Source organism: Nocardioides sp. Soil774, assembly GCF_001428125.1.
GTDB lineage: Bacteria > Actinomycetota > Actinomycetes > Propionibacteriales > Nocardioidaceae > Nocardioides.
On the sequence record NZ_LMSM01000008.1, the window covers coordinates 111,414 to 135,736 of the forward strand.

The 24,323-nt window shown below is 73.9% G+C and carries 24 protein-coding genes; 17 read left to right on the plus strand and 7 right to left on the minus strand.

The window, feature by feature from the left end:
- Positions 1-138 precede the first annotated feature (138 nt).
- Both ASG76_RS19800 and ASG76_RS11780 read left to right on the plus strand, forming a co-directional pair.
- On the plus strand, positions 139-1,050 hold the full coding sequence (locus tag ASG76_RS19800; protein ID WP_056603199.1) for a glycosyltransferase: 912 nt from the start codon (positions 139-141) through the stop codon (positions 1,048-1,050).
- Entirely contained in the window at positions 1,047-2,132 is a 1,086-nt protein-coding gene (locus ASG76_RS11780; protein ID WP_056603201.1) for a hypothetical protein, read from the plus strand. Before ASG76_RS19800 ends, ASG76_RS11780 begins: the two co-directional genes overlap by 4 nt.
- Positions 2,133-2,142: 10 nt before the next feature.
- On the opposite strand, the gene ASG76_RS11785 is transcribed toward ASG76_RS11780, so the two are convergent.
- The 3 genes from ASG76_RS11785 to ASG76_RS11800 form a co-directional block, all read right to left on the minus strand.
- Complete coding sequence (locus ASG76_RS11785) at positions 2,143-4,266, minus strand: glycosyltransferase family 2 protein (RefSeq protein ID WP_056603203.1); 2,124 nt, start codon at positions 4,264-4,266, stop codon at positions 2,143-2,145.
- A gap of 323 nt (positions 4,267-4,589) precedes the next feature.
- A complete protein-coding gene (locus tag ASG76_RS11795) occupies positions 4,590-5,420 on the minus strand; it encodes a hypothetical protein (protein WP_056603209.1) in 831 nt (276 codons plus the stop codon).
- Positions 5,420-7,594 (minus strand): HelD family protein, encoded by a 2,175-nt coding sequence (locus ASG76_RS11800; protein WP_056603212.1) that lies wholly within the window; start codon positions 7,592-7,594, stop codon positions 5,420-5,422. The genes ASG76_RS11795 and ASG76_RS11800 overlap by 1 nt, the downstream gene beginning before the upstream one ends.
- A 198-nt stretch (positions 7,595-7,792) precedes the next feature.
- Here ASG76_RS11800 and ASG76_RS11805 point away from each other — a divergent pair, with 198 nt between their 5' ends.
- Entirely contained in the window at positions 7,793-8,752 is a 960-nt protein-coding gene (locus ASG76_RS11805) for a hypothetical protein (RefSeq protein ID WP_157559089.1), read from the plus strand.
- Positions 8,753-8,759: 7 nt separating this feature from the next.
- Here ASG76_RS11805 and ASG76_RS11810 read toward each other — a convergent pair whose 3' ends face one another.
- The 3 genes from ASG76_RS11810 to ASG76_RS11820 all read right to left on the minus strand — a co-directional run bounded on the left by ASG76_RS11810 (position 8,760) and on the right by ASG76_RS11820 (position 10,721).
- Positions 8,760-9,188, minus strand: coding sequence for a hypothetical protein (locus tag ASG76_RS11810; protein ID WP_056603218.1), 429 nt, complete (start codon positions 9,186-9,188; stop codon positions 8,760-8,762).
- Positions 9,185-9,895, minus strand: a complete 711-nt coding sequence (locus tag ASG76_RS11815) for an SDR family NAD(P)-dependent oxidoreductase (RefSeq protein ID WP_200948155.1) — start codon at positions 9,893-9,895, stop codon at positions 9,185-9,187. The genes ASG76_RS11810 and ASG76_RS11815 overlap by 4 nt, the downstream gene beginning before the upstream one ends.
- 70 nt (positions 9,896-9,965) lie before the next feature.
- Positions 9,966-10,721 (minus strand): enoyl-CoA hydratase-related protein, encoded by a 756-nt coding sequence (locus tag ASG76_RS11820; protein WP_321164088.1) that lies wholly within the window; start codon positions 10,719-10,721, stop codon positions 9,966-9,968.
- Between the two features lie 65 nt (positions 10,722-10,786).
- Between ASG76_RS11820 and ASG76_RS11825 the strand changes: the two genes are divergently transcribed.
- The 14 genes from ASG76_RS11825 (at position 10,787) to ASG76_RS11890 (ending at position 23,837) form a co-directional block, all read left to right on the plus strand.
- Positions 10,787-12,340, plus strand: coding sequence for a molybdopterin-dependent oxidoreductase (locus ASG76_RS11825; protein ID WP_056603224.1), 1,554 nt, complete (start codon positions 10,787-10,789; stop codon positions 12,338-12,340).
- Between the two features lie 226 nt (positions 12,341-12,566).
- Complete coding sequence (locus tag ASG76_RS11830) at positions 12,567-13,217, plus strand: fasciclin domain-containing protein (protein ID WP_056603227.1); 651 nt, start codon at positions 12,567-12,569, stop codon at positions 13,215-13,217.
- Positions 13,218-13,242: 25 nt separating this feature from the next.
- Positions 13,243-13,857 carry an ECF RNA polymerase sigma factor SigK gene (gene sigK, locus ASG76_RS11835; RefSeq protein ID WP_056603230.1) on the plus strand — a complete coding sequence of 205 codons (615 nt, stop codon included), beginning with the start codon at positions 13,243-13,245 and terminating at the stop codon, positions 13,855-13,857.
- Positions 13,854-14,594, plus strand: coding sequence for an anti-sigma factor domain-containing protein (locus ASG76_RS11840; protein ID WP_056603233.1), 741 nt, complete (start codon positions 13,854-13,856; stop codon positions 14,592-14,594). Before sigK ends, ASG76_RS11840 begins: the two co-directional genes overlap by 4 nt.
- Before the next feature lie 61 nt (positions 14,595-14,655).
- Complete coding sequence (locus tag ASG76_RS11845) at positions 14,656-16,665, plus strand: FAD-dependent oxidoreductase (RefSeq protein ID WP_056603236.1); 2,010 nt, start codon at positions 14,656-14,658, stop codon at positions 16,663-16,665.
- A complete protein-coding gene (locus ASG76_RS11850) occupies positions 16,662-18,002 on the plus strand; it encodes an SAM-dependent methyltransferase (RefSeq protein WP_235529557.1) in 1,341 nt (446 codons plus the stop codon). Before ASG76_RS11845 ends, ASG76_RS11850 begins: the two co-directional genes overlap by 4 nt.
- Positions 17,999-19,321: an SAM-dependent methyltransferase gene (locus ASG76_RS11855; RefSeq protein WP_056603239.1), complete on the plus strand. Its 1,323-nt coding sequence runs from the start codon at positions 17,999-18,001 to the stop codon at positions 19,319-19,321. Before ASG76_RS11850 ends, ASG76_RS11855 begins: the two co-directional genes overlap by 4 nt.
- Complete coding sequence (locus tag ASG76_RS11860) at positions 19,315-20,091, plus strand: DUF1295 domain-containing protein (protein WP_235529558.1); 777 nt, start codon at positions 19,315-19,317, stop codon at positions 20,089-20,091. The genes ASG76_RS11855 and ASG76_RS11860 overlap by 7 nt, the downstream gene beginning before the upstream one ends.
- 108 nt (positions 20,092-20,199) lie before the next feature.
- Positions 20,200-20,751 (plus strand): RNA polymerase sigma factor, encoded by a 552-nt coding sequence (locus tag ASG76_RS11865; protein WP_200948157.1) that lies wholly within the window; start codon positions 20,200-20,202, stop codon positions 20,749-20,751.
- 34 nt (positions 20,752-20,785) lie between these two features.
- Positions 20,786-21,664 (plus strand): hypothetical protein, encoded by an 879-nt coding sequence (locus ASG76_RS19115; RefSeq protein WP_056603242.1) that lies wholly within the window; start codon positions 20,786-20,788, stop codon positions 21,662-21,664.
- Between the two features lie 206 nt (positions 21,665-21,870).
- Positions 21,871-22,308: a helix-turn-helix domain-containing protein gene (locus tag ASG76_RS11875; RefSeq protein WP_235529560.1), complete on the plus strand. Its 438-nt coding sequence runs from the start codon at positions 21,871-21,873 to the stop codon at positions 22,306-22,308.
- A gap of 20 nt (positions 22,309-22,328) precedes the next feature.
- A complete protein-coding gene (locus ASG76_RS11880; protein WP_056603247.1) occupies positions 22,329-22,793 on the plus strand; it encodes a VOC family protein in 465 nt (154 codons plus the stop codon).
- Positions 22,790-23,269, plus strand: coding sequence for a cupin domain-containing protein (locus ASG76_RS11885; RefSeq protein ID WP_056603250.1), 480 nt, complete (start codon positions 22,790-22,792; stop codon positions 23,267-23,269). Before ASG76_RS11880 ends, ASG76_RS11885 begins: the two co-directional genes overlap by 4 nt.
- Before the next feature lie 16 nt (positions 23,270-23,285).
- Positions 23,286-23,837 carry a protein-L-isoaspartate O-methyltransferase family protein gene (locus ASG76_RS11890; protein ID WP_056603253.1) on the plus strand — a complete coding sequence of 184 codons (552 nt, stop codon included), beginning with the start codon at positions 23,286-23,288 and terminating at the stop codon, positions 23,835-23,837.
- 1 nt (position 23,838) lies between these two features.
- Here ASG76_RS11890 and ASG76_RS11895 read toward each other — a convergent pair whose 3' ends face one another.
- On the minus strand, positions 23,839-24,222 hold the full coding sequence (locus tag ASG76_RS11895; RefSeq protein WP_235529562.1) for an MmcQ/YjbR family DNA-binding protein: 384 nt from the start codon (positions 24,220-24,222) through the stop codon (positions 23,839-23,841).
- Positions 24,223-24,323: the final 101 nt, after the last annotated feature.

Genomic DNA, 24,323 nt, shown 5'->3' on the forward strand with positions numbered 1-24,323 from the left:
GCGGCGGTCACCTCGGGTGGCTCCCGCCAAGGGAGGGTGTCATGTGCAGCGGTCCGATCAGCAGCGGTCAGGGCGGGTCGTAGCCTACGCCGACCTTAGACTCGGTCGGATATCCGTCAGCACGCCAGGAGCCGACCCTTGACCGTCCCCCCTTCCCCGCCGAGCTCGATCGCCGCGCTCACGGTGCTGTACGGCAACTCGCCGGCCGCCGCGGAGCGCACCGTCTCAGCCTTCGACAACGCCGCCCGGATCGCTTCCGAGGAAGGGCTCCTCGACCGGCTGGTGCTCGCCTTCGGGGACGCGTCACCGCAGCCCCTGCTCGACGACGGCCAGGTCGCCCGGCTGCGCGAGAGCACCTCGTACATCGAGGTCACCTACGAGTTCTTCGACGAGAACACCGGCACCTCACGGGGCCAGAACAGGCTGAGCCGCTCCACCGCGTCGGACCACGTGCTGATCTGCAACCCCGACGTGGTCCCCGAGGGACGCGGGCTCGTGCGGCTGCTCGAGGCCCTCGCCGACCCGGGCGTGGGCATGGCCGAGGCCAAGCAGCAGCCGGTCGAGCACCCCAAGGACTACGACCCCGCCACCGGCGCGAGCTCGTGGGGCTCGGGGGCCTTCTCACTGGTTCGACGTTCGGCCTTCGAGGAGGTCGGCGGCTTCGATGAGGACACCTTCTTCCTCTACTGCGACGACGTGGACCTATCCTGGCGCCTGCGCGAGGCCGGTCACCGTGTGGTCAACCAGCCGTCCGCGGTGGTCTTCCACGACAAGGACCTGAGCCCCCAGGGCGGCTGGGTGCCCACCGAGGCCGAGCGCTACTTCTCCGCCGAGGCGGCGCTGCTGCTCGCCCACAAGTGGTCGCGCGACGACGTGCTCGACGACACCCTGGCCCTGCTGGACGCCTCCACCGACGAGGTGCACCGGCGGGCAACGACGGAGTTCCGCAAGCGCCGCGACGCCGGCACGCTGGCCCCGCGACGCGACGCGGACCACGCGGTCGGCCAGTTCGTCGCCGGAAACTACGCCCAGCACAGGTTCGCCCTGTGAGCGCCGTGGCCGAGGACCTCGACCGGTCCACCAGCCCCTTCCTGACCGTCGTCGTGCCCGTCGGCACCACCGGCACCCAGGCACTGCGCGAGTCGCTGCTCTGCCTGGTCGGCCAGGACGACGTCGACTTCGAGGTCGTGCTCGTCACGCCGCCCGGTGCCGCTCCCGAGGAGGACGGCGAGGTCGACGAGGTCGTCTCGGACCAGCCGCCCCGCCTGGCCGCACGCCTGCGTCGCGTGGTCGCCGACGCGGCGACCCCGGGCGCCGTGCGCAACGCCGGCCTGGCGGATGCCCAGGGCCGCTTCGTGACGGTGCTGCCCGAGGGAGACCTCGTCCTCGGCAGCTGGGTGACCACCTTCCGCGCCGCCGAGCCGTCGCCCGAGAGGCGGTTGCTGCGCGCGCTCGGCGTCACCCAGGAGCACTCGCTCGTCGAGGTGGCGGGCCACCAGGCGGTCCGCGCGGACGGGCCGCCGCGCGCGCTGGCACCCAGCCGCTTCTCGCTGTGGCAGCACGCCCTGGAGCCGCTCTCCGCGCCGGCGACCTGGGCGTGGCCGCGAGACCTGGTGCGGAGCCACGGGCTGGGCTACGACGCGACCGTGACCGACGACGCCGACTGGGAGCTCCTCGTCCGCGCCGCGGAGCTCGTCGGGGTCAGCGACCTTGAGGTCGTCACGTCGCTGCACCGTGAGTGGGTCGGCACCGCACCCGCCAGCACCGGTGACGGGCCTACGGCCCGCGACCTCATCGACGCCCGCCCCCTGGTGGTGCCGCCGGGCGAGGCGCAGCACCTGCGGGCCGGGTCGTCGGAGAGCGCGACCACCCGGGCGCTGGCGCAGGAGCTCACGCGCACCGCCGAGGAGCTGCGCCTCACCCATGACCACGCCGTCAACCTCGAGGCCGTGGTGCGCAGCCTCCAGGACCGGCTCGAGTCCGAGCAGGACCGCCACGAGCAGCAGGTGGCCCGGCTGCGCCGCAAGCTGGAGTCGGCCCGCTCGGCTCGACCGGGCGACGGTGCTGTGCCCACCGAAAAGCCGGCCACCAAGGGCTCGTGGCGCCGACGGGGCCGCGGCTCCGGGGACTGACGTCCCCGGCTCAGCGCGTACGACGTCCTGCGCGGGACCGCATGACGGGCTCCGCGCGCAGCCGCGCGACCAGCTCCTCGAGGTCGCCGGGCGACAGGTCCACGATGGAAGTCGCGGGCCGCGCGTGCGGCCGCTCGGCCAGCAACAGGTCGGCCTCGCGGAGCAGCGCGAGCTGCCGGGCGTGCCGCTTGCGGAGCCGCTCGCGGACCTCCTGCACCTTGTCCTGGGCGGCCTTGGCGCGCTCGCGCCACTCGTGCGAGGCCTCGACGGCCCGGTCGTGGGCCGCCTTGACCTCGTCCATCTGCAGGATCACGTGGTGCTGCGAGGTCGCGAGCCGGCGCGCCATGCGGTGGGCGGTGTTGGAGTCCTTGTGGGCCTTGCGCAGCGACGCGACCGTGCGTTGCGTCTCCTCCGGCGACATGAGCAGCACCGACTGCTCGAAGGCACTCTGGACCCGCTTGCGGGCCGCCGCCCACTCAGCCTTGCTGTGTACCGCTCGAGAGGACCCGGTGTGCACCCACCAGCGGTAGACGCTCGTGACCTCGCGGACCGATGCCACGCCGAGGACGGCGGCGCACCGCACGAGGAGGTCCCAGTCCTCGGTGGTGTCGAGGGACTCGTCGAAGCGCAGGCCGAGGTCGTGGAAGGCCCCGCGGGGGAAGGCGACCGTCATGAACGGGCTGTAGTTGGCGACGAGGTGGTCGACGAGGCTGAAGTCCATCGGCCACTCGCGGAACGGGTCGTCGACCGACACCGCGCACAGCGTGTCGATGCCCCCCACCGGCGCGACGTCCTGGCGGACCGCCACCGCACGCAGGACGCGCCCGTCGTGCTCGGCTGCCGCGGCCTTGAAGGTGGCGACGTAGTGCGCCAGGACCGTGTCGTCATCGTCAAGCGCGACGACGTAGCGACCGCGCGCTGCGGTGAAGCCGTCGTTCAGGGGCGCGGCGCGCCCGGGCCGCTCGGCCTCGACCACCCGCACCCTCGAGCGCAGCCACCCGGGCGCGGAGTCGACGACCGATCGCACCGCCGCAAGCTCCTGCGTCGTCGTGCGGTGGCACATCAGCAGGACCTCGAAGTCGCGGTCGCCCTGGCCGGCCAGGCAGGTCAGCATGTCCTCGAGGCAGTGCAGGCGGCGCCCCTGGGTGCGCGTCACGATGCTGAGGAACGGCGTGTCCGCGGCCGTGGCGCGGTCGGCGCTCGCGGCGGGCCGGAGGCCGAGCTGCTGCGCGAGCGCGCCGAGCGCGCTGCCCGGCAGCAGGGCCGGGTGGGTCGCAGGGTCCCACTCCACCGGGCGGTCGGCCGCGACGGGGACCAGCCCCTCGATCCGGGCGTCCCACCCGAGCCGGAGCGGCAGGCTGACGACACCCGTCTCGGCGACGACGACGTCGATGCCGCGGGCCGCGGCGGCGTCGAGCAGCGCGTTGCCCGAGACTTCCGACGGCTCGGCGAGGAGGGCATCGTCGAGCGCGGCGACGTGCGCGGCGCGCGTCGCGCAGCACGCGCCGCTGACCCGCGCCTGCAGGACGAAGCCGTCCTGCGCCCGGAGGTCGTGGCTCGACATCGCGGCGTCGTCGCGCCCCGGGCCCACGTCTTCCGCCCGGTCGCCCTCCGCCTCGTCGGGGTCGCCCTCGTCGTCCTCGCCCTCCGCCTCGTCGGTGTCGTCCTCGTCGTCCTCGTCGTCGGGGTCGTCGTGCTCGTCGTCCGAGCCGGGATACCTGGTCTCCTGCAGGAAGGCCGCCGACGGGTCGGTGTCGTCCTCGAGGTGGTAGCCGCGCTGTCGGTCGCTGACCCGGGTCAGCTCGACGGGGAGCGCGCGGGCGTCGACGACACGGTCCGGGGACAGCAGCGCCTCCCCGACCAGCCGCTCCATCAGGTGGGGTCCGGGCACGGCGTACGCCTCCGCGACGACCACGGGCGAGTCAGCGGGCACCCCGAGCACCGCGACCGCCGCCGCCGGCGTGGGGTAGTCGATGCCGGCCGGCACCACGCCCAAGCCGGCCCAGGCGCGCACGATGCGTCCGCCACCCGGGTAGGCCTCGAGCGCCTCTTGCCAGGCCTCGACCTGACGGGGCTCGGGAGCGCTGGAGCGCTCGATCAGGACGATCAGGACGGTCGGCAGGTCAACAGGCACAGGCTCCCTCTCGGACGACACGTTGCACGGCCACCCTATGCGGGGCGAGGCCTGTCCGGTCGATCTGGGTGGCGATCCACTCCTGAGGCCGGCGGTGCCGTCGCGCTGGCTCCATCGGGGTTCCCAGCCGAGCGGCATCGCGTACGTCGCGTGCGCGGTCGCCGATCGTGTTCCGTACCGCGCTGCCGACGTCGACGGTGCGCACGTGACCGGCCGGGGGGCGGTCATGGCGGCGACGAGGGGGCTGGCGACGTCGATGTATACGAAGTCGCGGTGAGGATCCGCGGCGCGGAACTCCCGCGTCGGCGCCCGCGGGCAGGACGCTACGGCCGCTTCACGTCGACGGCGACCCAGTCGACGAGCATGGTGGCGCGAGTGCCGCCGGGGACGGCGTACTGGGGCAGCACGTCCTTGTTGGACAGGCGCAGGTGGAACGGCGTGGCATTGCCGGGCACCCGGCGTGCGTCCGGCGTCAGCGCCATCTCGTAGGGGTGGTGGCCCTGGCCGTCGTCGGCCGAGAAGGCGACCGTGTCGCCGCCGACGGTGAACTCGGCGGCGTACTGCCAGTAGGTGTCCCACGGCGCTGCCCCGACCGGGAACGCCTGCGTCACCGGCCACAGCTCGGGTGCCCGACCGGTCGCGACGCACGCGTTGACCGCGGTCTCGGGGGTGTCGTCGTAGCAGATGTGCGAGCCCAGCTGGGCGCCCGCGGGCTTGAGTGGACCGTAGCTCTCGATGACGTCGATCTCGCGCGGGTCGATGCCGTTGGGGTGCTGGACCCAGAAGGCGGCGTAGTTGCTGCCCGTGTCCGGCATGACGAGGCTGGCGGTGACCCGCACCTGCGAGCCCGTCGGCAGCGTCCACCCGGTGTTGGTGCGGATCTGGGCCAGGTGCCCGACGTCGAGCTGGCCCTGCCCGTTCTGGAGGGCCGCGCCCTGCCCGAGCATGGTGTGCCACTGCTCCGGCGCCACGCCGGCAGGGCCGTCGAAGCCGTCGACGAACAAGGGCTCCCACCCCCACGTCGGCGCCGGGTCGGAGTCCACGGTGTCGCCGCGGGCGATCGAGGCCTGCGCCGGGGCGGGTGCGAGCACGCCGAGGGTCGCGACGACCAGCGTCGCCGCGGCCAGGACCGGGCCCGAGGTCCTGCGCGCCATCAACCGACGGTCGTCAGCAGCTGGGTGGCACGGGTCAGCACGACGTAGAGGGTGGCACGGCCGGTCGCCGACTCGTCCTCGATCTCCTGGGGCGAGACCACGACGATCCCGTCGAACTCCAGGCCCTTGGTGTCGAGCCCGGTGAGCACGACGACGCGGTCCTCGCCGCTCGGGGTGACGCGGGAGTCGACCGCGGCGCGGGCGCCGGCCGCGTCGGACGCGAGCTCGGGCCACGACGCCAGCCACGCGTTGACCTCGGAGCGCCGCGCGACCGGCACGACGACCCCGACGGTGCCCTCGACGCGACCGGCGGTCGTGACGACGGCGTCGCGCACGGCGGCCTCGAGGTCGTCGACCGGCCCGACGACCTGCGGCTCCTCGCCCGTGCGACGTACGGCGTCGGGCAGGTCGGCGTCGAGGCCCACACGGCCGGCGTAGTCGGCGGCGAAGGCGTAGATCTCGGCGGAGTTGCGGTAGTTGGTGGACAGGTGGAACTCGTGGAGCTCCTTGCCCTCCAGCGCCTCGGCGCGCGCCCGGGCGGCCTCGGGGGCGTCGGGCCACGACGACTGGGCGGGGTCGCCGACGATGGTCCAGCTCGCGGCGCGACCGCGCCGGCCGACCATCCGCCACTGCATGGGCGTGAGGTCCTGGGCTTCGTCGATGAGGACGTGGGCGTAGCCGTCGTCCTCGATGCGGTGGGTGGGCGCCGACCAGGCGAGGCCACCGGGCGCGTAGTCGCGCTCGGCGACGGTCGTGAGCTCCTGGAGGTCGACGCCGCCCTCGAGCAGCCCGGTCTCGTCGAGGTCGCGCTCGTCGTCGGTGCGCTGCGGCACGTCGCCGAGGGCGTAGCGCAGCTCGTCGATGAGGGGGACGTCCTCGATCGAGAGGTCGCCCGACCACGACTTGAGCAGCAGCAGCTGCTCCTCGCGGCTCAGCACGCCCTCCGCGACGCGGGAGAGGAACTCGGGGTCGCGCAGCCAGCCGAAGACGGTGGGTGCGTCGAGCGGGGGCCACCAGGCGGTGGCGAACTCGACGAAGCCCTCGTGGCCGAGCATGTCGTCGTCGAACGCCTCGCGGCCGCGCTCCTTGCCGCGCTCGCCGGTGACCTGGCGCCACATCGCGTCGAGCAGCGTCCTGGCCACGCGGGGCAGCTGGCGGTTGCGGCGGCCCTGCGACATGAGCTGGCGGCGCAGCCGGCCCAGCAGGCCGGGGTCGAGCACGATGATCTCGTCGCGCCAGTAGATGCGGAAGCTGGTGGGCGCACCGGGGGCGTGCTGGCGGGCCGTGCGGCGCATCAGCTCGGCCATCCGCGTCGCGCCCTTGACGTCCGCGACGGCCGGCTCGTCGTGCCTGGTCGCGCGGAGGCCACCGACGACCTCGCCCAGCGAGCGCAGCGCCACCGCGGTCTCGCCGAGGCTGGGCAGCACCCGCTCGATGTAGCGCATGAAGACGCCGCTGGGGCCCACGACCAGCACGCCGCCGCCCTCGTAGCGACGACGGTCGGAGTAGAGCAAGAAGGCCGCGCGGTGCAGCGCGACCACGGTCTTGCCGGTGCCGGGGCCGCCGGAGATCGACACGACGCCCTTGCCGGGCGCGCGGATCGCCTGGTCCTGCTCGGCCTGGATGGTGGCCACGATCGAGTGCATCGAGCGGTCGCGGGCCCGCGAGAGCTGCGCCATGAGCGCACCCTCGCCGACGATCGGCAGGTCGGTCTCGGCCTCGTCGTCGAGCAGCTCGTCCTCGACGCCGATGACCGTGCGGTGCTGCGATCGCAGCACCCGACGGCGTACGACGCCCTGCGGGGTCGCGGCGGTCGCCTGGTAGAACACCCCGGCGGCCGGCGCGCGCCAGTCGATCAGCAGCACGTCACGCTCGGCGTTGCGCACGCCGATGCGGCCGATGTAGCGCGGCAGGACGTCGATGGCCGGGTCGAGGTCGAGCCGGCCGAACACCAGGCCCTCGTGCGCGGCGTCGAGCTGCGCGATGCGCTTGGCGGCCTGGAAGACCATCGCGTCGCGCTCGACGAGGCCGCCCTCGTGCTCCAGCCGGCCGCGCTGGTGGCCCTCCGCCGCCAGCGCCCGCGCGCTGCGCGCCGACGCCTCGAGCTGCACGTAGACCTCGTCGACGTACTGCTGCTCCGCCGCGATCTCCCGCGCCTCGAGCTCCTCGCTCAAAATCCCGCTCCTCATCCCCCGATGAACCGCTGCCCGTCCCTCACGGGCAGAGTCGAGAATCGTACCCGCCGCCGTCCCACCCGCAGACTTGCCGCGCATCGGCGGAACCCGCGGCCCCGGGCGCGCGTCGAGTTGGATGGGGGCGTGGGAGGAGCGCAGGTGGGGCCTGAGCGGTCGGATCGGGTGGGGCGTCGGCGCGTGGTCGCCGTCGCGGCGGCGATCGCGGCCGCGCTGGTGGTCGCGCTGGTGGTCGCCGTGCCGAGGCTGCTGCCCGGGCTCGCACCCGACGAGCGGGCGGCCACGCCGGCCGTCGACCCGACCTGCGTGGCTCGCGCCGACGCACCCGTCGGGGAGGTCGGCGTGCAGCCTGCGGCGTGGGTGCGCTTCTGCCCCCTCGCCGACGAGGGCGCGGCGCAGCGGGTGCGCCACCCGCAGGGCGTGGTGACCGGCGACCTGGCCGCGAGCGTCGCTGCGAGCCTCGCCGAGACGCAGGACGGCCGGCCGGAGTGCACGCCCTTCCAGGAGACGCCGGGCCCCACCGGCCTGTTCCGGATCGAGGTGGGCCTCGCCGACGGCCGCGTCGCCGAGATCGCGGGCGACACCGGGTGCAGCGCGCGCGACCAGGTGCTCTTCGCCCAGCTCGAGACGACCCTGCTGATGCAGGCGGCGGGCGAGGCCGGACCGCCCGGCGCGATGCCCGCGCCCGTGACCTGCCCGTCTGAGCTCACCACGGTGCGGACCAACGCCGACGGTGCCTCCGCAGGCCTGCTCGTCGAGCCGCCCCGCGAGCGCTGGCAGTCCACGGTGCCCCTGCTGGCGCTGCCCGCCGTCGCGGCCGACGTCTGTGCCTACCGCGGCGACGGGCGCCGGCGCGAGCCGGTCGACCAGTGGCAGGTCGGGCTGCCGGTCGCGGAGACCGTGCGCTCCGCGGCCACCACCCGGGTCTGGCTGGGCGCGGTCGCCGACTGCGAGCCCGACCCCGGCGCGACGTCGTACGTCGTGGTGCTCACCGACGCCACCGGCACCGCCCGCACGCTCGCGATCGACACCACCCGGTGCTCGACCGTCCAGGCGGCCGTCGGCACGCCGCCGGTCGACACCTACCTCGGCCTGGCCGAGCCGGGCCTCGTGCGGCTCGTGCAGCGCAGCCGGCCCTGACAGGGCCTCAGGCCAGCAGCAGCACGGCCCCGACGACGCACACCACCGCACCGATCGTGCGGACGCGGTCGGCCCGGTCGAGGCGCCGCATCAGCGCCGGCCGCTCGGCCACGGAGGCCGACGACAGCCGGCCGTGGGTCGGTGCGGCAACCGCGGCGGTGGCACCGACGGCCAGCAGGCCGCCCGCGACCGCCACCCACGTGCCCGTCGACCGCGGCTCGGCGACCGCGGCCCAGCCGAGCAGCACGACGAGTGGAGGGTAGACGAGCGCGACGACCGGGGTGATGCGCCGCGAGTGCCGGTCGTGCGCGACGAACCACGCCTCGCGCGGCACCTCACCCAGGGCCGGGTAGACGACCAGGTCGACCGTCACCTGGAAGCCCAGGTGCGCCGCGGCCGCCAGCAGGAGCCACGGCTGGGGATCGGCGAGGCTCATCGAGGGGCGAAGGCGCTCGCGGGGACGTCGGTCTCGCCGGCGGCGAGCGCGTCCACGATCCGCCGGGCCACGTCGTCGGGGGCCAGGCCGGCGGGCAGGCCGGGGGCCTCGCCGGCCAGCGGGCGCGACGCCAGGCCGGTCTCGGTGTGCGGCGGTCGCACGTCGTGGACCTCGACCCGGCTGCGGCGCAGCTCGGTGCGCAGCGCCGTCGCGACCGCGCTGAGCGCCGCCTTGCTCGCGGAGTACGCCGCCATCCGCGGCATCGGTCGCTCGGCCACGACGGCGCTGAGCTGCAGCACGAAGCCCTGCGACTCCTCCAGCAGCGGGAGCACGCGGCGCAGCAGGAAGAGCGGGCCCACGACGTTGGTCAGGAAGAGCTCCTCGACCACCTCGTCGGGGGTGTCCACCAGCGACCCGAAGGCCACCACGCCCGCGGCGTTGACCAGTCCGTCCAGCCCCCCGAGGTGCTCGCGCGCCGCGGCCACGACCGCGTCACCGGCCGCCGCGTCGCCGAGGTCGGCCACGACCGGCACGCCGGTGCCGAGCGCCTCGAGGCGTCCGGCGTCGCGGCCGACCACCAGCAGCCGGGCACCCCGGCGCTCGAGCTCGGCGGCGACGAGCGAGCCGAGCGCGCCGGTGGCACCCACGACCGCGATCCGGGCACCGGCGAGCTCACGCCCCCGGCCTGGCTGGTGCTGCTGGCTCACGCGGTCTCCTTCGTCGTCGTCCTACCGCCTCCTTCTCGCGCCGCGGGGGCCGTCCGGATGCAGCGAGCGGCTACTTCCTGCTCAGGAAGGCCGTCATCGCCTCGCGCGCCTCGTCGCTGGCGAACAGGCGGGTGCTGGTGGTGGCCATCTCTTCGCCGAGGGCGTCGATGCGGGCCACGAGGTCGCGGTTGAGGATGCGCTTCGACTCGCGCAGGCCCTGCGGGGCACCGGTGGCCAGGCTCGCGCAGACCGCGGCCACCTCCTCGTCGAGGCGCTCGGCGGGCACGGCCCTGGTGACCAGGCCGTACGCCGCCGCCTCGGCGCCGGTGAACACCTCGCCGCCGAGCGTGGTGAGCGCCGCCGCACGCGGGTTCATCCGGTGGTGGACGGTGAGGCTGATGATGGCCGCGGCGAGGCCGAGCTTGACCTCGGTCAGCGCGAACGTCGCCTCCTCCGCGCAGATGGCGACGTCGGCGGCCGCGACGATGCCGATGCCGCCGGCCCGCACGGCGCCGAGGTTGGCGGTGACCACCGGCTTGTCGAGGGTGGCGACGAGCCGCTGCAGCGCGACGATCCGGCGGGTGCCCTCCTCCATGCCCTCCGAGGACGCCTCGGTCAGGTCCGCGCCGGAGCAGAAGACCTTCCCCGAGCTGCGCACCAGCACGACGCGCACGTCGTCGTCGGCGCCGGCCTGCTCGAGGTGGGCGAACAGCTCGGTCACGAGCCGGCGGCTGAGCGCGTTGCGGTTGTGCGGGCTGTCGAGGGTGATGGTCGCGATGCCGTCGGCGACGGAGAGGTGGACCAGCTCGGCGGGGGCGTCGGTCATGGACGACATCCTGCCGCACCCCACCCCCACCCCATCCGCGCGGCGCCGGGCTCCGAACACCTCCCATGCATACCCCCGAGACGTCGACCCGTGCCGCCACGCTCCGCCATGCGGCGTACGGCGTGCTGGCCACCGTCGTCGGCCTCGCGGCCGCCCACCTGGTCGCCGCCCTCACCGTGCCGGCGGCCTCGCCCGTGCTGGCGGTCGGCTCGACCGTCATCGACCTGACGCCGACCCCGCTCAAGGAGTGGGCGATCCGGCAGTTCGGCAGCGCCGACAAGACCGTGCTGGTCGGGTCGGTCGTCGTGGTCGTGCTGCTGCTCGCCGCCGTGGCCGGTGTCGTCGCCCGGCGCCGCGAGACGCCTGGTCTGCTCGTCCTCGTGGGCCTCGCCGCCGTCGCCGGCGTGCTCGCCGTCCTGCGCCCGGGCTCCGGGCCGCTGGACCTCGTTCCTGCCCTGGTCGCCGCAGCCGTCGCGCCCACCGCCCTGTGGTGGCTGCACCGGATCGACGGCCACCGCGACGACCGGGGCACTGACGGGCCGTCGCCGGGGGTCGACGGTCCGAGCCGGCGCGGGGTCGTGCTGGCGACCGGCGGCCTCGCCGCGGCCGCAGTGGCCATGGGGGCGCTGGGCCGCTGGGTGACGTCGTACCGCCTCGGCGGCACCGACGTCGCGCTGCCGGCCGCCACCGACCCCGCGCCTGCCTTCCCCACCGGCCTGGAGCAGAAGTACGCCGGCATCAGCCCGCTGCGCACCCCGACCGGCGAGTTCTACCGCGTCGACACCCGCCTGACGGTGCCGGCCGTCGACGTCGACTCGTGGACGCTCACCATCGACGGCGACGTCGAGCAGGAGGTCACGCTGACCTTCGCCGAGCTGTCCGAGATGAGGACGATCGAGCGCGACATCACGCTGACCTGCGTGTCCAACGAGGTCGGTGGCCCCTACATCGGTGCCGCCCGCTGGCTCGGGGTGCCGCTCGCCGACGTGCTGGCCCACGCCGGCATCGACGCGACGAAGGCCGACCAGATCCTGTCCACCGACGTCGACGGCATGACGATCTCGACCCCGCTCGACGTCGCCCTCGACGGGCGCGACGCGATGATCGCCATCGCCATGAACGGCCGGCCGCTGCCGCGCGAGCACGGGTTCCCGGCCCGCATGGTGGTGCCGGGGCTCTACGGCTTCGTGAGCGCGTGCAAGTGGATCACCCGCATGACGCTCACGACGTACGACGCCGAGCAGGCCTACTGGACCGAGCGCGACTGGGCGATCGACGCCCCCATCAAGCTGTCGAGCCGCATCGACACCCCGCGTCCCTTGTCGGAGAGCAAGGCCGGCACGGTGGTCGTCGGGGGCATCGCCTGGGCGCAGGGCGTCGGCATCGACAAGGTCGAGGTGCGCGTCGACGGTGGGGCGTGGCGCCCGGCCACGCTCGGCCCGCAGGTGAGCGACGACTACTGGCGCCAGTGGTTCTACGAGTGGGACGCCGAGCCGGGGCAGCACTTCATCGCCTGCCGCGCCACGAACAAGGACGGGGAGGTGCAGACGCCCGTGCGGATGCGTCCCTTCCCCCAGGGCTCGTCGGGCCTGCAGGAGATCTCCGTCAACGTCGCGTAGCGCCACCAGCTCCCCCCAGACATCCGTCGGGCGGTGAGTGGCGCAGGTCCTGGGCCTCCTGGACCTGCGTCACCCACCGCCCGACGGCTGTGTCCGCGCACCTGTCCAGGGCTTGTCAAAAGTTTTTGGGAATCGACCCATCCGGTCCGCGGACCGCCCCGAACACCTCTCGACAGCGGGCCACACGGCCCACTCCGAATCGCACGAACGTCGAAAGGCACACGCCATGAACACCAAGCTCCGCACCCGCACCCTGGGCCTCGCCGCCCTCGCGCTGACCGCGTCCATGAGCCTGGCTGCCTGTGGCAGCGAGAGCGACAGCGACGCCGCCAGCGAGCCCACCACCTCGCAGAGCACCTCCGAGGCCCCCATGGAGTCGGACTCCCCCTCCGAGGAGCCCATGGCTGACGGTCCGTTCGGCGCGGGCTGCGCCGGCGTCCCGACCTCCGGCCCCGGCTCGGTCGAGGGCATGGCCGACGACCCGGTCGCCACCGCCGCCTCCAACAACCCGCTCCTCAAGACGCTGGTCGCCGCGGTGACCCAGGCCGGTCTCGTCGACACGCTCAACTCCGCCGACGCGCTGACCGTCTTCGCCCCGACCGACGACGCCTTCGCCAAGATCCCGGCGAAGGACCTCAACGCCCTGCTCAAGGACAAGAAGGCCCTGACCACGGTGCTGACCCACCACGTCGTGGCCGGCAAGCTCTCCCCCGAGGACGTCGCGGGCGAGCACGAGACCCTGGCCGGTGACACCATCACCGTCGAGGGCTCCGGCGAGGACTTCACCGCCGAGGGCGCGGCCGTCGTCTGCGGCAACGTGCCGACCGCCAACGCCACCGTGTACGTCATCGACTCGGTCATGATGCCGAAGATGTGACTCGTCTCCTGACGACTAGGCAAGGATGACTGACGTGGACCACGTGAGGCCCGTACCGGACGGGGCGCCCCAGGGCGCCCCGTCCGGGGGCGACGCAACCAGGCTGTCCGACCTGCTCCGGCAGGCCGCCCTCGGCGACGAGGCAGCCTTCGCAGAGCTCTACGACGCGACGTCCGCGCGGGCCTACGGCCTCGCGCTGCGGGTGGTCCGCAACCCCGCGCACGCCGAGGAGGTCACCCAGGAGGCCTACCTCGACGCGTGGCGCTCCAGCACCCGCTTCGACCCCGCACGCGGCAGCGCAGCCGGCTGGCTGCTCACCATCGTGCACCGCAAGGCCGTCGACCGGGTCCGCTCGGTCGAGGCGGCCACCGCTCGCGACGAGACCTGGAACCGCGAGACAGCTCCCGTGGACCACGACCAGACCTCCGAGGCCGCACAGGCCTCGCTGGAGGCGGCCCGGGTCCGCAACGCCGTCGCCACACTGACCGACGTCCAGCGCCAGGCCGTCGAGCTCACCTACTTCGGTGGCTACACCCACACCGAGGTCGCCACCCTGCTGGATGTCCCTCTGGGCACCGCGAAGACACGCATACGCGACGGACTGATCCGCCTGCGAGACCTGATGGGAGTTGCGTCATGAGCGACATGCACAAGCTCACGGGCGCCTACGCGCTGGACGCGCTCGACGACCTCGAGCGCGCTCGCTTCGAGCAGCACCTCGCCGAGTGCGAGGACTGCCGGGCCGAGGTGGTGGAGCTGCGCGAGACCGCGGCCCTGCTCGCCGAGACCGTCGCCACGCCGCCTCCGGCCGCCCTGCGCGAGTCCGTGCTCGCCGGCATCTCCCAGGTCCGTCCGCTCGCACCCGAGGTCCGCCGCACGGCTCCCGACCACCGGGCCGGCGCACCGGCGGCTCGGGGGCGGGGCTGGATGCCCTTTCTGGTCGCGGCGGCACTCGCGATCATCGTCGGCGTCGGTGCCATGGTGACCCAGCCCTGGGCCACCGACGACTCCGGCGACGTCACCAAGCTGACCGCGGCCGAGCAGGTGCTCCAGGCCCCCGACGCCGAGGAGGTCTTCCTCGACCTCGGCGAGGCCGGCCGCGCGACCGTCGTGCGCTCCAAGAGCGCCGACAAGGCCGTCATCACCACCGAGGACATGGTCTCGGCCCCCGATGGCAAGGCCTACGAGCTGTGGTTCATCGACGGTGACACCTTCACCTCGGCCGGGGTGATGCCCGACGTCGCCGACCAGACCGTCGTCCTCGACGGCTCGGCCGCGCAGGCCGCGGCGGTGGGCATCACCGTCGAGCCCGACGAGGGCTCGAAGCAGCCCACCAGCGACCCGATCGCCGTCTTCGACCTCACCGAGGCCACATGAGCACCCCACGACGTTCTTCTCCCCCGCTCCGCTCCTCCGAACAACGCCACAGGGACCCCGCGTGACCGGCTCGGGACAGCGTCGCGTCGCGGTCGTCGGCTCCGGTGTCGCCGGGCTGACGGCCGCCCACGTCGCCTCGCGCACGTCCCAGGTCACCCTGTTCGAGGCCGACGCCCGGCTCGGCGGTCACGCCGACACGCACCGCGTGCCGACCCGCGACGGCGAGCTGGCCATCGACACCGGCTTCATCGTCCACAACCGGCGCACCTACCCCACGCTGCTGCGGCTCTTCGCCGAGCTCGGCATCGCCACCCAGCCCTCGGAGATGTCGCTGTCGGTCAGCGATGCCGGCACGGGTGTGGAGTACGCCGGAGCGCTCGGGCCCCGGGGCCTGTTCGCCCAGCGCTCGTCGCTGCGCTCGCGCGCGCACTGGCGGATGCTGCTGGAAATCCCGCGCTTCCACCGCCGTGCCCGCGCGGTGCTCGCCTCCGCTGACGCCGCCGGCGACGACCAGACGCTGCGCGACTTCCTCGCCGAGGGCGGGTTCTCCGCCGGGTTCGTCCGCCACTTCATGGAGCCCCTCGTCGCCGCGGTGTGGTCGTGCGACCCCGCGACGTCGCTGGACTACCCCGCGCGCTACCTCTTCGCCTTCCTCGACCACCACGGCATGCTCAGCGTCTTCGGCTCGCCCGAGTGGCGCACGGTGACCGGCGGCTCGGGCACCTACGTCGCCGCGATCGCGGCCGAGCTGGACGACGTACGCCTCGAGACGAAGGTGACGTCGGTGCGCGAGGTCGCCGACGGCGTCGAGGTCACCGACGGCAGCGGCGCCACCACGCGCTTCGACGCCGTCATCATCGCGACCCATCCCTCCCACGCGCTCGGCATGCTCGAGGCGCCCACCGACCTGCAGCGCGAGGTGCTCTCGGCCCTCCCCTACAGCAGCAACCCGGCGCTCCTGCACACCGACGCCTCGCTGCTGCCGCAGGCACGCGACGCCCGCGCGTCGTGGAACTTCTTCCGGCCCGAGGACGAGACGGGGGCGGTCACGGTCACCTACGACCTGACCCGCCTCATGCGCCTGCCCACCGACACCCACTACCTCGTCACGCTCGGCGGCGACGACCTCGTCGACCCTGCCACGGTGATCGACCGCATGGAGTACGAGCACCCGCTCTACACCCCGGAGTCGGTGGCCGCCCAGCGCCGGCTGCCGGAGATCGACACCGACCGCGTCGCCTTCGCCGGGGCCTACCACGGCTGGGGCTTCCACGAGGACGGCGCCCGCTCCGGGCTCGCCGCCGCCACCCGCCTCGGCCTGCCGTGGACCCGCACCTCGCAGGTGCTGCCGACGCCGGGCCGGTTCGAGACGACGATCCGCCACACGCGGCGTACGCCGGTGCGCCGCAGCTTCGAGCACTCCTCCACCTGCTGGCTCGTCGACCTCGACGACCTGCCCGACCACGGGGTGCTGGCCCGCTTCGAGGCACGCGACCACCTCGGCTCGCCCGAGCGGTCGCTGCGCGCCAACGTGCAGGGGTTCCTCGCCGACAACGGCGTGAGCCTCGGCACGGGCGAGCGACCCGGCACGATCCTCATGGCCGCGCATCCGCGCTCGCTGGGCTTCTGCTTCAACCCGATCAGCGTCTTCTGGTGCTTCGACGACGCGGGCCGCCAGGCCGGTGTGGTCGTGGAGGTGCACAACACCTACGGCGACCGCCACGCCTACCTCGTCCACCCCGACGAGCAGGGCCGCGCACGCACCGAGAAGGCGATGTACGTCTCGCCGTTCCACGGCGTCGACGGCACCTACGACATCGCGGTGCCCGTCCCGACCGACCGGCTCCACGTCGCGGTGACCCTGCGGGGCCACTCCGAGGCAGCTGCCGCAGCCGGCTCGGCGCCCTTCAGCGCCAGCCTCACCGGCACCCGCACCGACGTGCCGCTCCGCAGGACCCTGGGCGCCGCGCTCCGCGGCAGCGCGCTCATCCGCGCGCACGGCATCTGGCTGTGGGCCCGACGCCTGCCGATCCGTCCCCGACCCCGCCACCGCCAGGAGGGCGTGCAGTGACCGTCGAGAAGAACCGTCCAGCCCAGCAGGGCATGCCGGCCGTGGAGCAGCTCACGGGCGGGCCCCGCACCGCGGTGTCCGCCGCCGTGGCCAGGCGCCTGTTCCGCGCCGCCGTCGCCCGCCTCGAGGTGACCGTCGTCGAGGAGCCCACCGGCCGCCGGTTCGGCCAGGGCGGTCCGTCGATGACGCTGCACCGGCCCGAGGAGTTCTACGCCCGCCTCGGCCGCGACGGCCTGATCGGCTTCGGCGAGGCCTACATGACCGGCGCCTGGGACACCGACGACCTCGCGGGGTTCCTCACCGTGCCGGCCGCCCGCATCGCCTCCCTCATCCCGGAGCCGCTGCAGCGCCTGCGCGCGTTCGTCACCCCGCGCCTGCCCAGCCACCACCGCAGCACCGAGGCCAACAGCCAGGCCAACATCTCGCACCACTACGACCTGTCCAACGACCTCTTCGCGCACTTCCTCGACGAGACGCTGAGCTATTCCTCCGCCCTCTTCGACACCTCGACGACCTGTGCCCCGCAGGGCCCCGGCTCCGTCGGCGAGCACCTCGTCGCCACCCCTCCCGAGCCCGTCGACCACGACGACCCCCGTCGCCACGGACCCGACTTCGCCGAGGCGCAGGGTCGCAAGATCGAGCGACTCCTCGACGAGGCCGGCGTGACGGCCGGCACCCGCGTGCTGGAGATCGGCACCGGCTGGGGCGAGCTGGCGATCCGGGCCGCGCGGCGCGGCGCCAGCGTGCACACGATCACCCTCTCGGTGGAGCAGCTCGAGCTGGCCGAGGAGCGCATCGCGGCGGCCGGGTTCGGTGACCGCGTGCACGTCGAGCTGATGGACTACCGCGCGCTGGCCGCGACCGGGGCGACGTACGACGCGGTGCTGTCGGTGGAGATGATCGAGGCCGTCGGCCACGAGTTCTGGGGCACCTACTTCGCGACCATCGACCAGGTGCTCGCGCCCGGCGGCCGGGTCGCGATCCAGGCGATCACCATGCCGCACGACCGGATGCTCGCCACCCGTGACAGCCACACCTGGATCAACAAGTACATCTTCCCCGGCGGCTTCCTGCCGAGCGTCGAGGTGATCGACCAGATCACCCGCGCCGAGACCACGCTCCGCGTGGTCCAGCAGCTCGAGATGGGCAGCCACTACGCCGAGACGCTGCGGCGCTGGGACCGCCGCTTCCTCGCGCAGCGCGACGCGGTGCTGGGCCTCGGCTTCGACGACATGTTCGTGCGCGTGTGGCACTTCTACCTCGCCTACTCCCAGGCCGGCTTCGCCAGTGGCTACATCAACGTCTCACAGCTCACCTTCACCCGGGAGGACCAGTGACCCAGACCGCTCCGCGCCCGACCTCCGCACCCGGCGCCACCGGCGGTGTGGCCGCACGCCTCGCCGAGGCGGTGCGGCCCTTCATCGGTGGTGACCTCCCGGTGCGCCTCGAGGCGTGGGACGGCTCCGTGGCCGGGCCCGCCGACGGCCCGCTCGTGGTGCTCCGCTCCCCCGACGCGCTGCGCCGGCTGCTGTGGCACCCCGGCGAGCTCGGTGCGGCGCAGGCCTACGTCACCGGCGAGCTCGACGTGCCCGAGCAGGACGGCTGGGACCTCGGCTCCGCGCTGACGCACGCCTTCGCCGTGGGCGCCGAGCGCGGCCTCTCCGGCGTACGCCTCTCGCCGCGCGCGCTGGTCGACGCGGTGCGCACCATCTCGGGCCTCGGCGCGCTCGGGCGACCGCCCGCTGCCCCGGCCTCGCAGGCGCGGATCAAGGGCCGGCTGCACAGCCTGGCGCGCGACCGCTCCTCGATCAGCCACCACTACGACCTCTCCAACGAGTTCTACTCCCTCATCCTCGAGCCGCAGATGGCCTACAGCTGCGGCTACCACGCCACCCCGGAGACCTCGCTCGAGGACGCCCAGCGCGCCAAGCTCGACCTGGTCTGCACCAAGCTCGGCCTCCAGCCCGGCATGAAGATGCTCGACGTGGGGTGTGGCTGGGGCTCGCTGTCGCTGCACGCCGCCGAGCACTTCGGCGCGCAGGTGACCGGCGTGACGATCGCTGCGGAGCAGAAGAAGTTCATCGATGCACGCATCGCCGAGCGGGGCCTGCAGGACCGCGTCGAGATCCGCCTCCAGGACTACCGCGAGGTGCCCGAGCGCGACCACTTCGACGCCGTGGGGTCCCTCGAGATGGGCGAGCACGTCGGCGCCCTCAACTACCCGACCTACGTCGAGGTGCTGCGCCGCGCGGTCAGGCCGGGCGGTCGCGTGCTCATCCAGCAGATGTCGCGCCAGGGCGCGGGTGGCGGCAAGCACCCCGGCGGCGGCCCCTTCATCGAGTCGTTCATCGCCCCCGACATGACGATGCGCCCCGTGGGCGAGACCGTCGACCTGATCGAGACCGGCGGGCTCGAGGTGCGCGACGTGCACGCCATGCGCGAGCACTACGTCCTCACCGTCCACGGCTGGCTCGAGCGCTTCGAGGCCAACATCGAAGCCATCCGCGCCCTCGTCGGCGAGGAGGTCGTGCGCGTGTGGCGGCTCTACCTCGTCGGCGGAGCGCTCGCCTTCCGCGACGGCCGCATGGGCGTCGACCAGATCCTGTCGGTGCGTCCCGGCGCCGACCACACCCTGGAGCCGATCCGCTCGTGGTGACCCAGAGCCTGGTCGCGCTCGCCGTGGCCCTCGTCGTGATGGGGGTGACGGCGGCCGTCAGCAAGCGCGTCGACCGCGTGGCCGTGGTCGACGTCGCCTGGGGCTCGGTGTTCGTCGCCGTCGCCCTCGTGCTCGCCCTGGTCTGGCCCGACACGCACTCGTGGCTGCTCGCTGTGCTGGTGACGCTGTGGGGCGGCCGGCTCGCCTGGCACATCGCCAAGCGCTCGAAGGGCCACGGCGAGGACCCGCGCTACGAGGAGATGCTCGGCGGTCCCGGGTGGCACGCCGGCGCCGGCCAGGTGCTGCTGCGCGTCTTCCTGACCCAGGCCGTCGTCGCGTGGGTCATCTCGTTCCCGCTCCACGTGGCCGCGGCCTACGACGTGCGCTGGTGGCCCGTGGTGTGGCTCGGCGTGGCGATCTGGGCGGTCGGCGTCTTCTTCGAGGTCGTCGGCGACGCCCAGCTCGCGGCGTACCGCTCCCGCCCCCGCGAGTCGCGACCCCCGGTGCTCGACACCGGGCTCTGGGCCTGGACCCGCCACCCCAACTACTTCGGCGACGCCTGCGTGTGGTGGGGCCTGTGGACGGCCGGCGCGCTGTCGCTCGGCTGGGTGCAGGGCCTCGCCACGGTCTTCGCGCCGATCGCGATGTCGTTCTTCATCCGCAACGTCACCGGCGCCAAGCTGCTGGAGAAGACGATGTCGAAGCGCCCCGGCTGGGACGAGTACGCCGCCCGCGTGCCGCTGTTCGTGCCGCGTCCGCCGCGGCGCTGACCGGTCCCGCACGACGCTCCCCCGACCCTTGCCCCGGCCCTTGCCCCGACCCCCCGCAGCGACCCCTGGGGTGACGACCGGCCCCGCGCTCGGGTAAGAATCGGCGGCGTGCCCGACCCCGATCCGCTCGACGCCTCCGTCGAGCTCATGCTCGCCGGGGACGAGGCGGCCTTCCGCGAGGTCTACCGCGAGGTGCAGCCCCGGCTGCTGCGCTACCTCACGGTCCTGGTGGGTGCCAGCGACGCCGAGGACGTGGCCAGCGAGGCGTGGTCGCAGGCCTTCCGCGACCTGCACACCTTCGCCGGCGACGCCGACGGCTTCCGTGGCTGGGTGACGACGATCGGGCGCAACCGGGCCGTCGACCACCTCCGCCGCCTCAACCGCAGACCGACCAGCCCCGAGCCCGTCGAGGACCTCGTCGACCTGCAGGACGACGCCGACGTCGAGGCAGACACCCTCGGCCGGGTGCAGTCCGAGGCCGCGCTGGCGCTCATCGCGTCGCTGCCGCCCGACCAGGCCGAGGCCATCATGCTGCGCACCGTGCTGGGCTTCGACGCCCCGACCGCGGCCCGGATCCTCGGCAAGCGACCCGGTGCGGTGCGGGCCGCCGCGCACCGCGGTCTCAAGCAGCTGGCCAGGAAACTTCCCCGGGAGCCGTAACACCGTGCCCCCCACCAGCGCTGAACGGAGTGAGATGAGCTACCCCGACCGCCACCTGTCCCGACGCGACGCCGAGCGCCTGCTCGACGACCCCGCGTCGGTCGACAGCGCGCTGGGGTCGGCCCTGTCGGCCGCGGCCGCACCGGCCCGACCGGGCGAGCTGCGCCGCGAGGAGATGGCCGTGGCCGCGTTCCACCGCGCCCGCCTCGAGCCGACGCCCGCCGCCCCCGCGCGCCGCGCCGGCCGCGCCGCCACCCGGGCCGTCGTCGCCACCGGCGCCGTCGTCGCCCTCGCGTTGGGGGGATTCGCGCTCGCCAGCTCCGTCGACCTCCCCCTGCTGCCCGACCGCGCGTCGGACCGCGCGAGCGAGGCCGTCGCGCCGTCACCTGGCACCGCGGGCACCACGGACCCCTCCTCCGCCACGGCGACGACCGGCACGCCCTCCTCCTCCGACGACAGCGACGAGACCGAGGGCTCCGCGACGCCCGACGGGTCCGCCGCGCCCAGCCCCGACCTCGCCGGCCTGTGCCGCGCCTTCCAGGCCACCGACCGCTCCGAGCAGGGACGCTCCCTCGAGAGCGCCGCCTTCCGGGCCCTCGCGACCGCCGCCGGCGGCCCCGACCGGGTCGCCACCTTCTGCGTCGACCTGATCGGCTCGCCGAAGGCGAAGCCGACCCCCGGCGGCAAGCCGACCGCCCAGCCCACCGGCAAGCCGACCACGCTGCCCACGCCCACCGCGAAGCCCACTCCGACGGCGAAGCCCACCACCCAGCCGACGAGCAAGCCCACCGCGAAGCCCAGCAGCACGCCCACCAGCAAGCCCAGCGCTGCCCCGACGGCGAAGCCGGACCCCACCGGTCGCCCGACCGACGCGGGCAACGGCGGCTCCGACAACGGCAAGGGCAGCCGCTAGGCGCCCCCACCAGACTTCGGCTCCCGAGCCGGAGCGGCCGCGTTCCGCGGGGCCGTACGTCGCACCCGTGCCTCACGCTCCCGCGGAGGCACGGATCCCCCCAGGAAGCGGCAGCGGTCCGGACAACGCACCACAGCGGCACGGTCCCGAGGACCGTGCCGCTGCTCGGTCCCCGGGTGTCGGGACGGGCGACTAGGTTCTGCTGCGTGAGCGCGCGCCGGCCGTCCCCGCGGGAGGACACGCACCGCCGGATGCTGCGGGCGCGTGACGAGATGGACCGCCGCTACGCCGAGCCCCTCGACGTGCCGACGCTCGCCGCGCTCGCCCATCTCTCCCCGTCGCAGTTCGGGCGGGTGTTCAAGGAGGTCTACGGCGAGACCCCGCACCGCTACCTCCAGCGTCGCCGCGTGGAGCGGGCAATGACGTTGCTGCGCCAGACCGACCGCCCGGTCACCGACGTCGCGTGGGACGTGGGCTTCGCTAGCCTCGGCACGTTCAGCCGGACCTTCAGCACGGTGGTGGGGATGTCGCCCACCGAGTTCCGCGCCCAGCACGCACCCGTCGCGGTGCCGTCGTGCTTCATCGCGGCCTGGACGCGGCCACGCGAGCGGGACAGTCGTTTCGGAGAAGCGCGCGAGCGGTGACGCTGGCTAGCGTCGTCGTCATGACCAACCACATCACCTCCCTGCACATCCGCAGCGTGCCCGTGCTCGACCAGGACGAGGCGCTCGACTTCTACACCACCCACCTCGGCTTCGAGGTGCGCGACGACATCGACCTCGGCTTCATGCGCTGGCTGACCGTCGGCGTGCCCGGCCAGGACACCGCCCTGCTCCTCGAGCTGGTGGGTGGCCCGCAGCACGACGAGGCGACCGCGACCCAGGTCCGCGAGCTCGTCACCAAGGGCGCGCTGGGTGGGCTGTTCCTCCAGAGCAGCGACGTGCACGCGACCTACGCCGCCCTGCGCGACGCCGGCGTCGAGATCACCCAGGAGCCGGTCGAGCAGCCCTACGGCACCGACTTCGGCCTGCGCGACCCCTTCGGCAACCACGTCCGGATCAGCCAGCCCAACGCCGCGACGCCGGCCGAGGTGCAGGACGCCTACGACACCGCGGCGGTCGATCAGTGAGCTATCCCCCGCCGATCTACCACGGCAGCTCCGGCGAGGTCTCCGCCCACGGCGTACGAGCCGGGACCGAGCCGGCTGTCGTCTACCCCAACGGCAACAAGGTGTTCTACCTCGCCCAGGGCAGCGAGACGACCGGGACGTTCGGTCTCTACCGCTGGGAGTTCGCCGGCCCCGAGAGCGGGCCGGGCGCCCACTTCCACCGCACGATCACCGAGTCGTTCTACGTCCTCGAGGGGACCGTCACGATCTTCGACGGCACGCGGTGGGCTGCGTGCGCCGCGGGCGACTTCGTCCACGTGCCGGCCGGCGGCATCCACGGCTTCCGCAACGCCGACGGCCCCGCGAAGATGCTGCTCCACTTCGCGCCGGGCGCGCCCCGCGAGGCCTACTTCGAGCAGCTCGCCGAGGGCATCGCCGACTTCGACGAGGACGCCTACGACCGGTTCATGCAGGAGCACGACAACACCTGGGTCTGAGGCGCACACTGCAGGGGTGGATGCGGTCGACGCAGCCTTCGACGCGACCCCGAGGCGCGACTTCCTGCCGCGCGGGGTCCGCCGCCGGGCGTCCTACGACGGTCCGCTGCCGATCGGGGCCGGGCAGACCAACTCCCAGCCGCGCACCGTCGCCGACATGCTGCGCCTGCTCGACGTACGGGCCGGGCAGCGCGTGCTCGACGTCGGCGCCGGGTCCGGCTGGACGACGGCGCTGCTGGCGCACCTCGTCGGCCCCACCGGGTCGGTGGTCGGCGTGGAGCTCGAGCCCTCGCTCGTGAGCCTGGGCGCGGCCCACGTCACCGCGACCCACCGGCCCTGGGCGAGCATCCGGCAGGCCGTCCCGGGCGTGCTCGGCGACCCCGCGGGTGCGCCGTACGACCGGGTGCTGGTCTCCGCCGAGGCCGACGAGCTGCCGCAGGAGCTCGTCGACCAGCTCACCGACGACGGGGTGCTCGTGGCACCCGTGGCGGGCACCATGCTGCGCGTGGTCAACCCGGGCGCGCAGGTGAGCGAGCACGGCTACTACCGCTTCGTGCCGCTGCGCTGAGTCAGCCTCCCGGGCGGACGACCTGCTCGGCGAGCGAGGCCGGCGCCTGGATGCAGTAGGAGTCGGTCAGCAGCTCGCCCAGCTCGTCCCAGTCGATGCCGGCGTCGTCGTCGAGGACCATCCCGATCACGTTGCCGCCCCAGCTGGAGCGGAAGTAGGGGTGGCCCATGTGCTCGAACGCCGCCACCTCGTCGGGCTCGCCGCGGAAGGTGATCCGGAAGACCTGGTCCTCGCCGCCGAAGACGTGCGCGACCGTCGCGCTGCCGACCCGCCACCGCGTGCCCGTCCACGCCGCCTCCTGCGCGCAGCGCGGGAGCGCACCGAGCACCGCGTCGATGCGCAGCACCCAGTCCTCGGGCACGAGCGGACGGTCGGCGAGGGCCACGGCGCACAGCCTGCCACCGGGCTCCGACAGCCGCCGCTCCGTCATACGAACCCGACCCCATCAGTGCGGGTCCGGATGACGGATCCGGCGGAGCCGGGCGG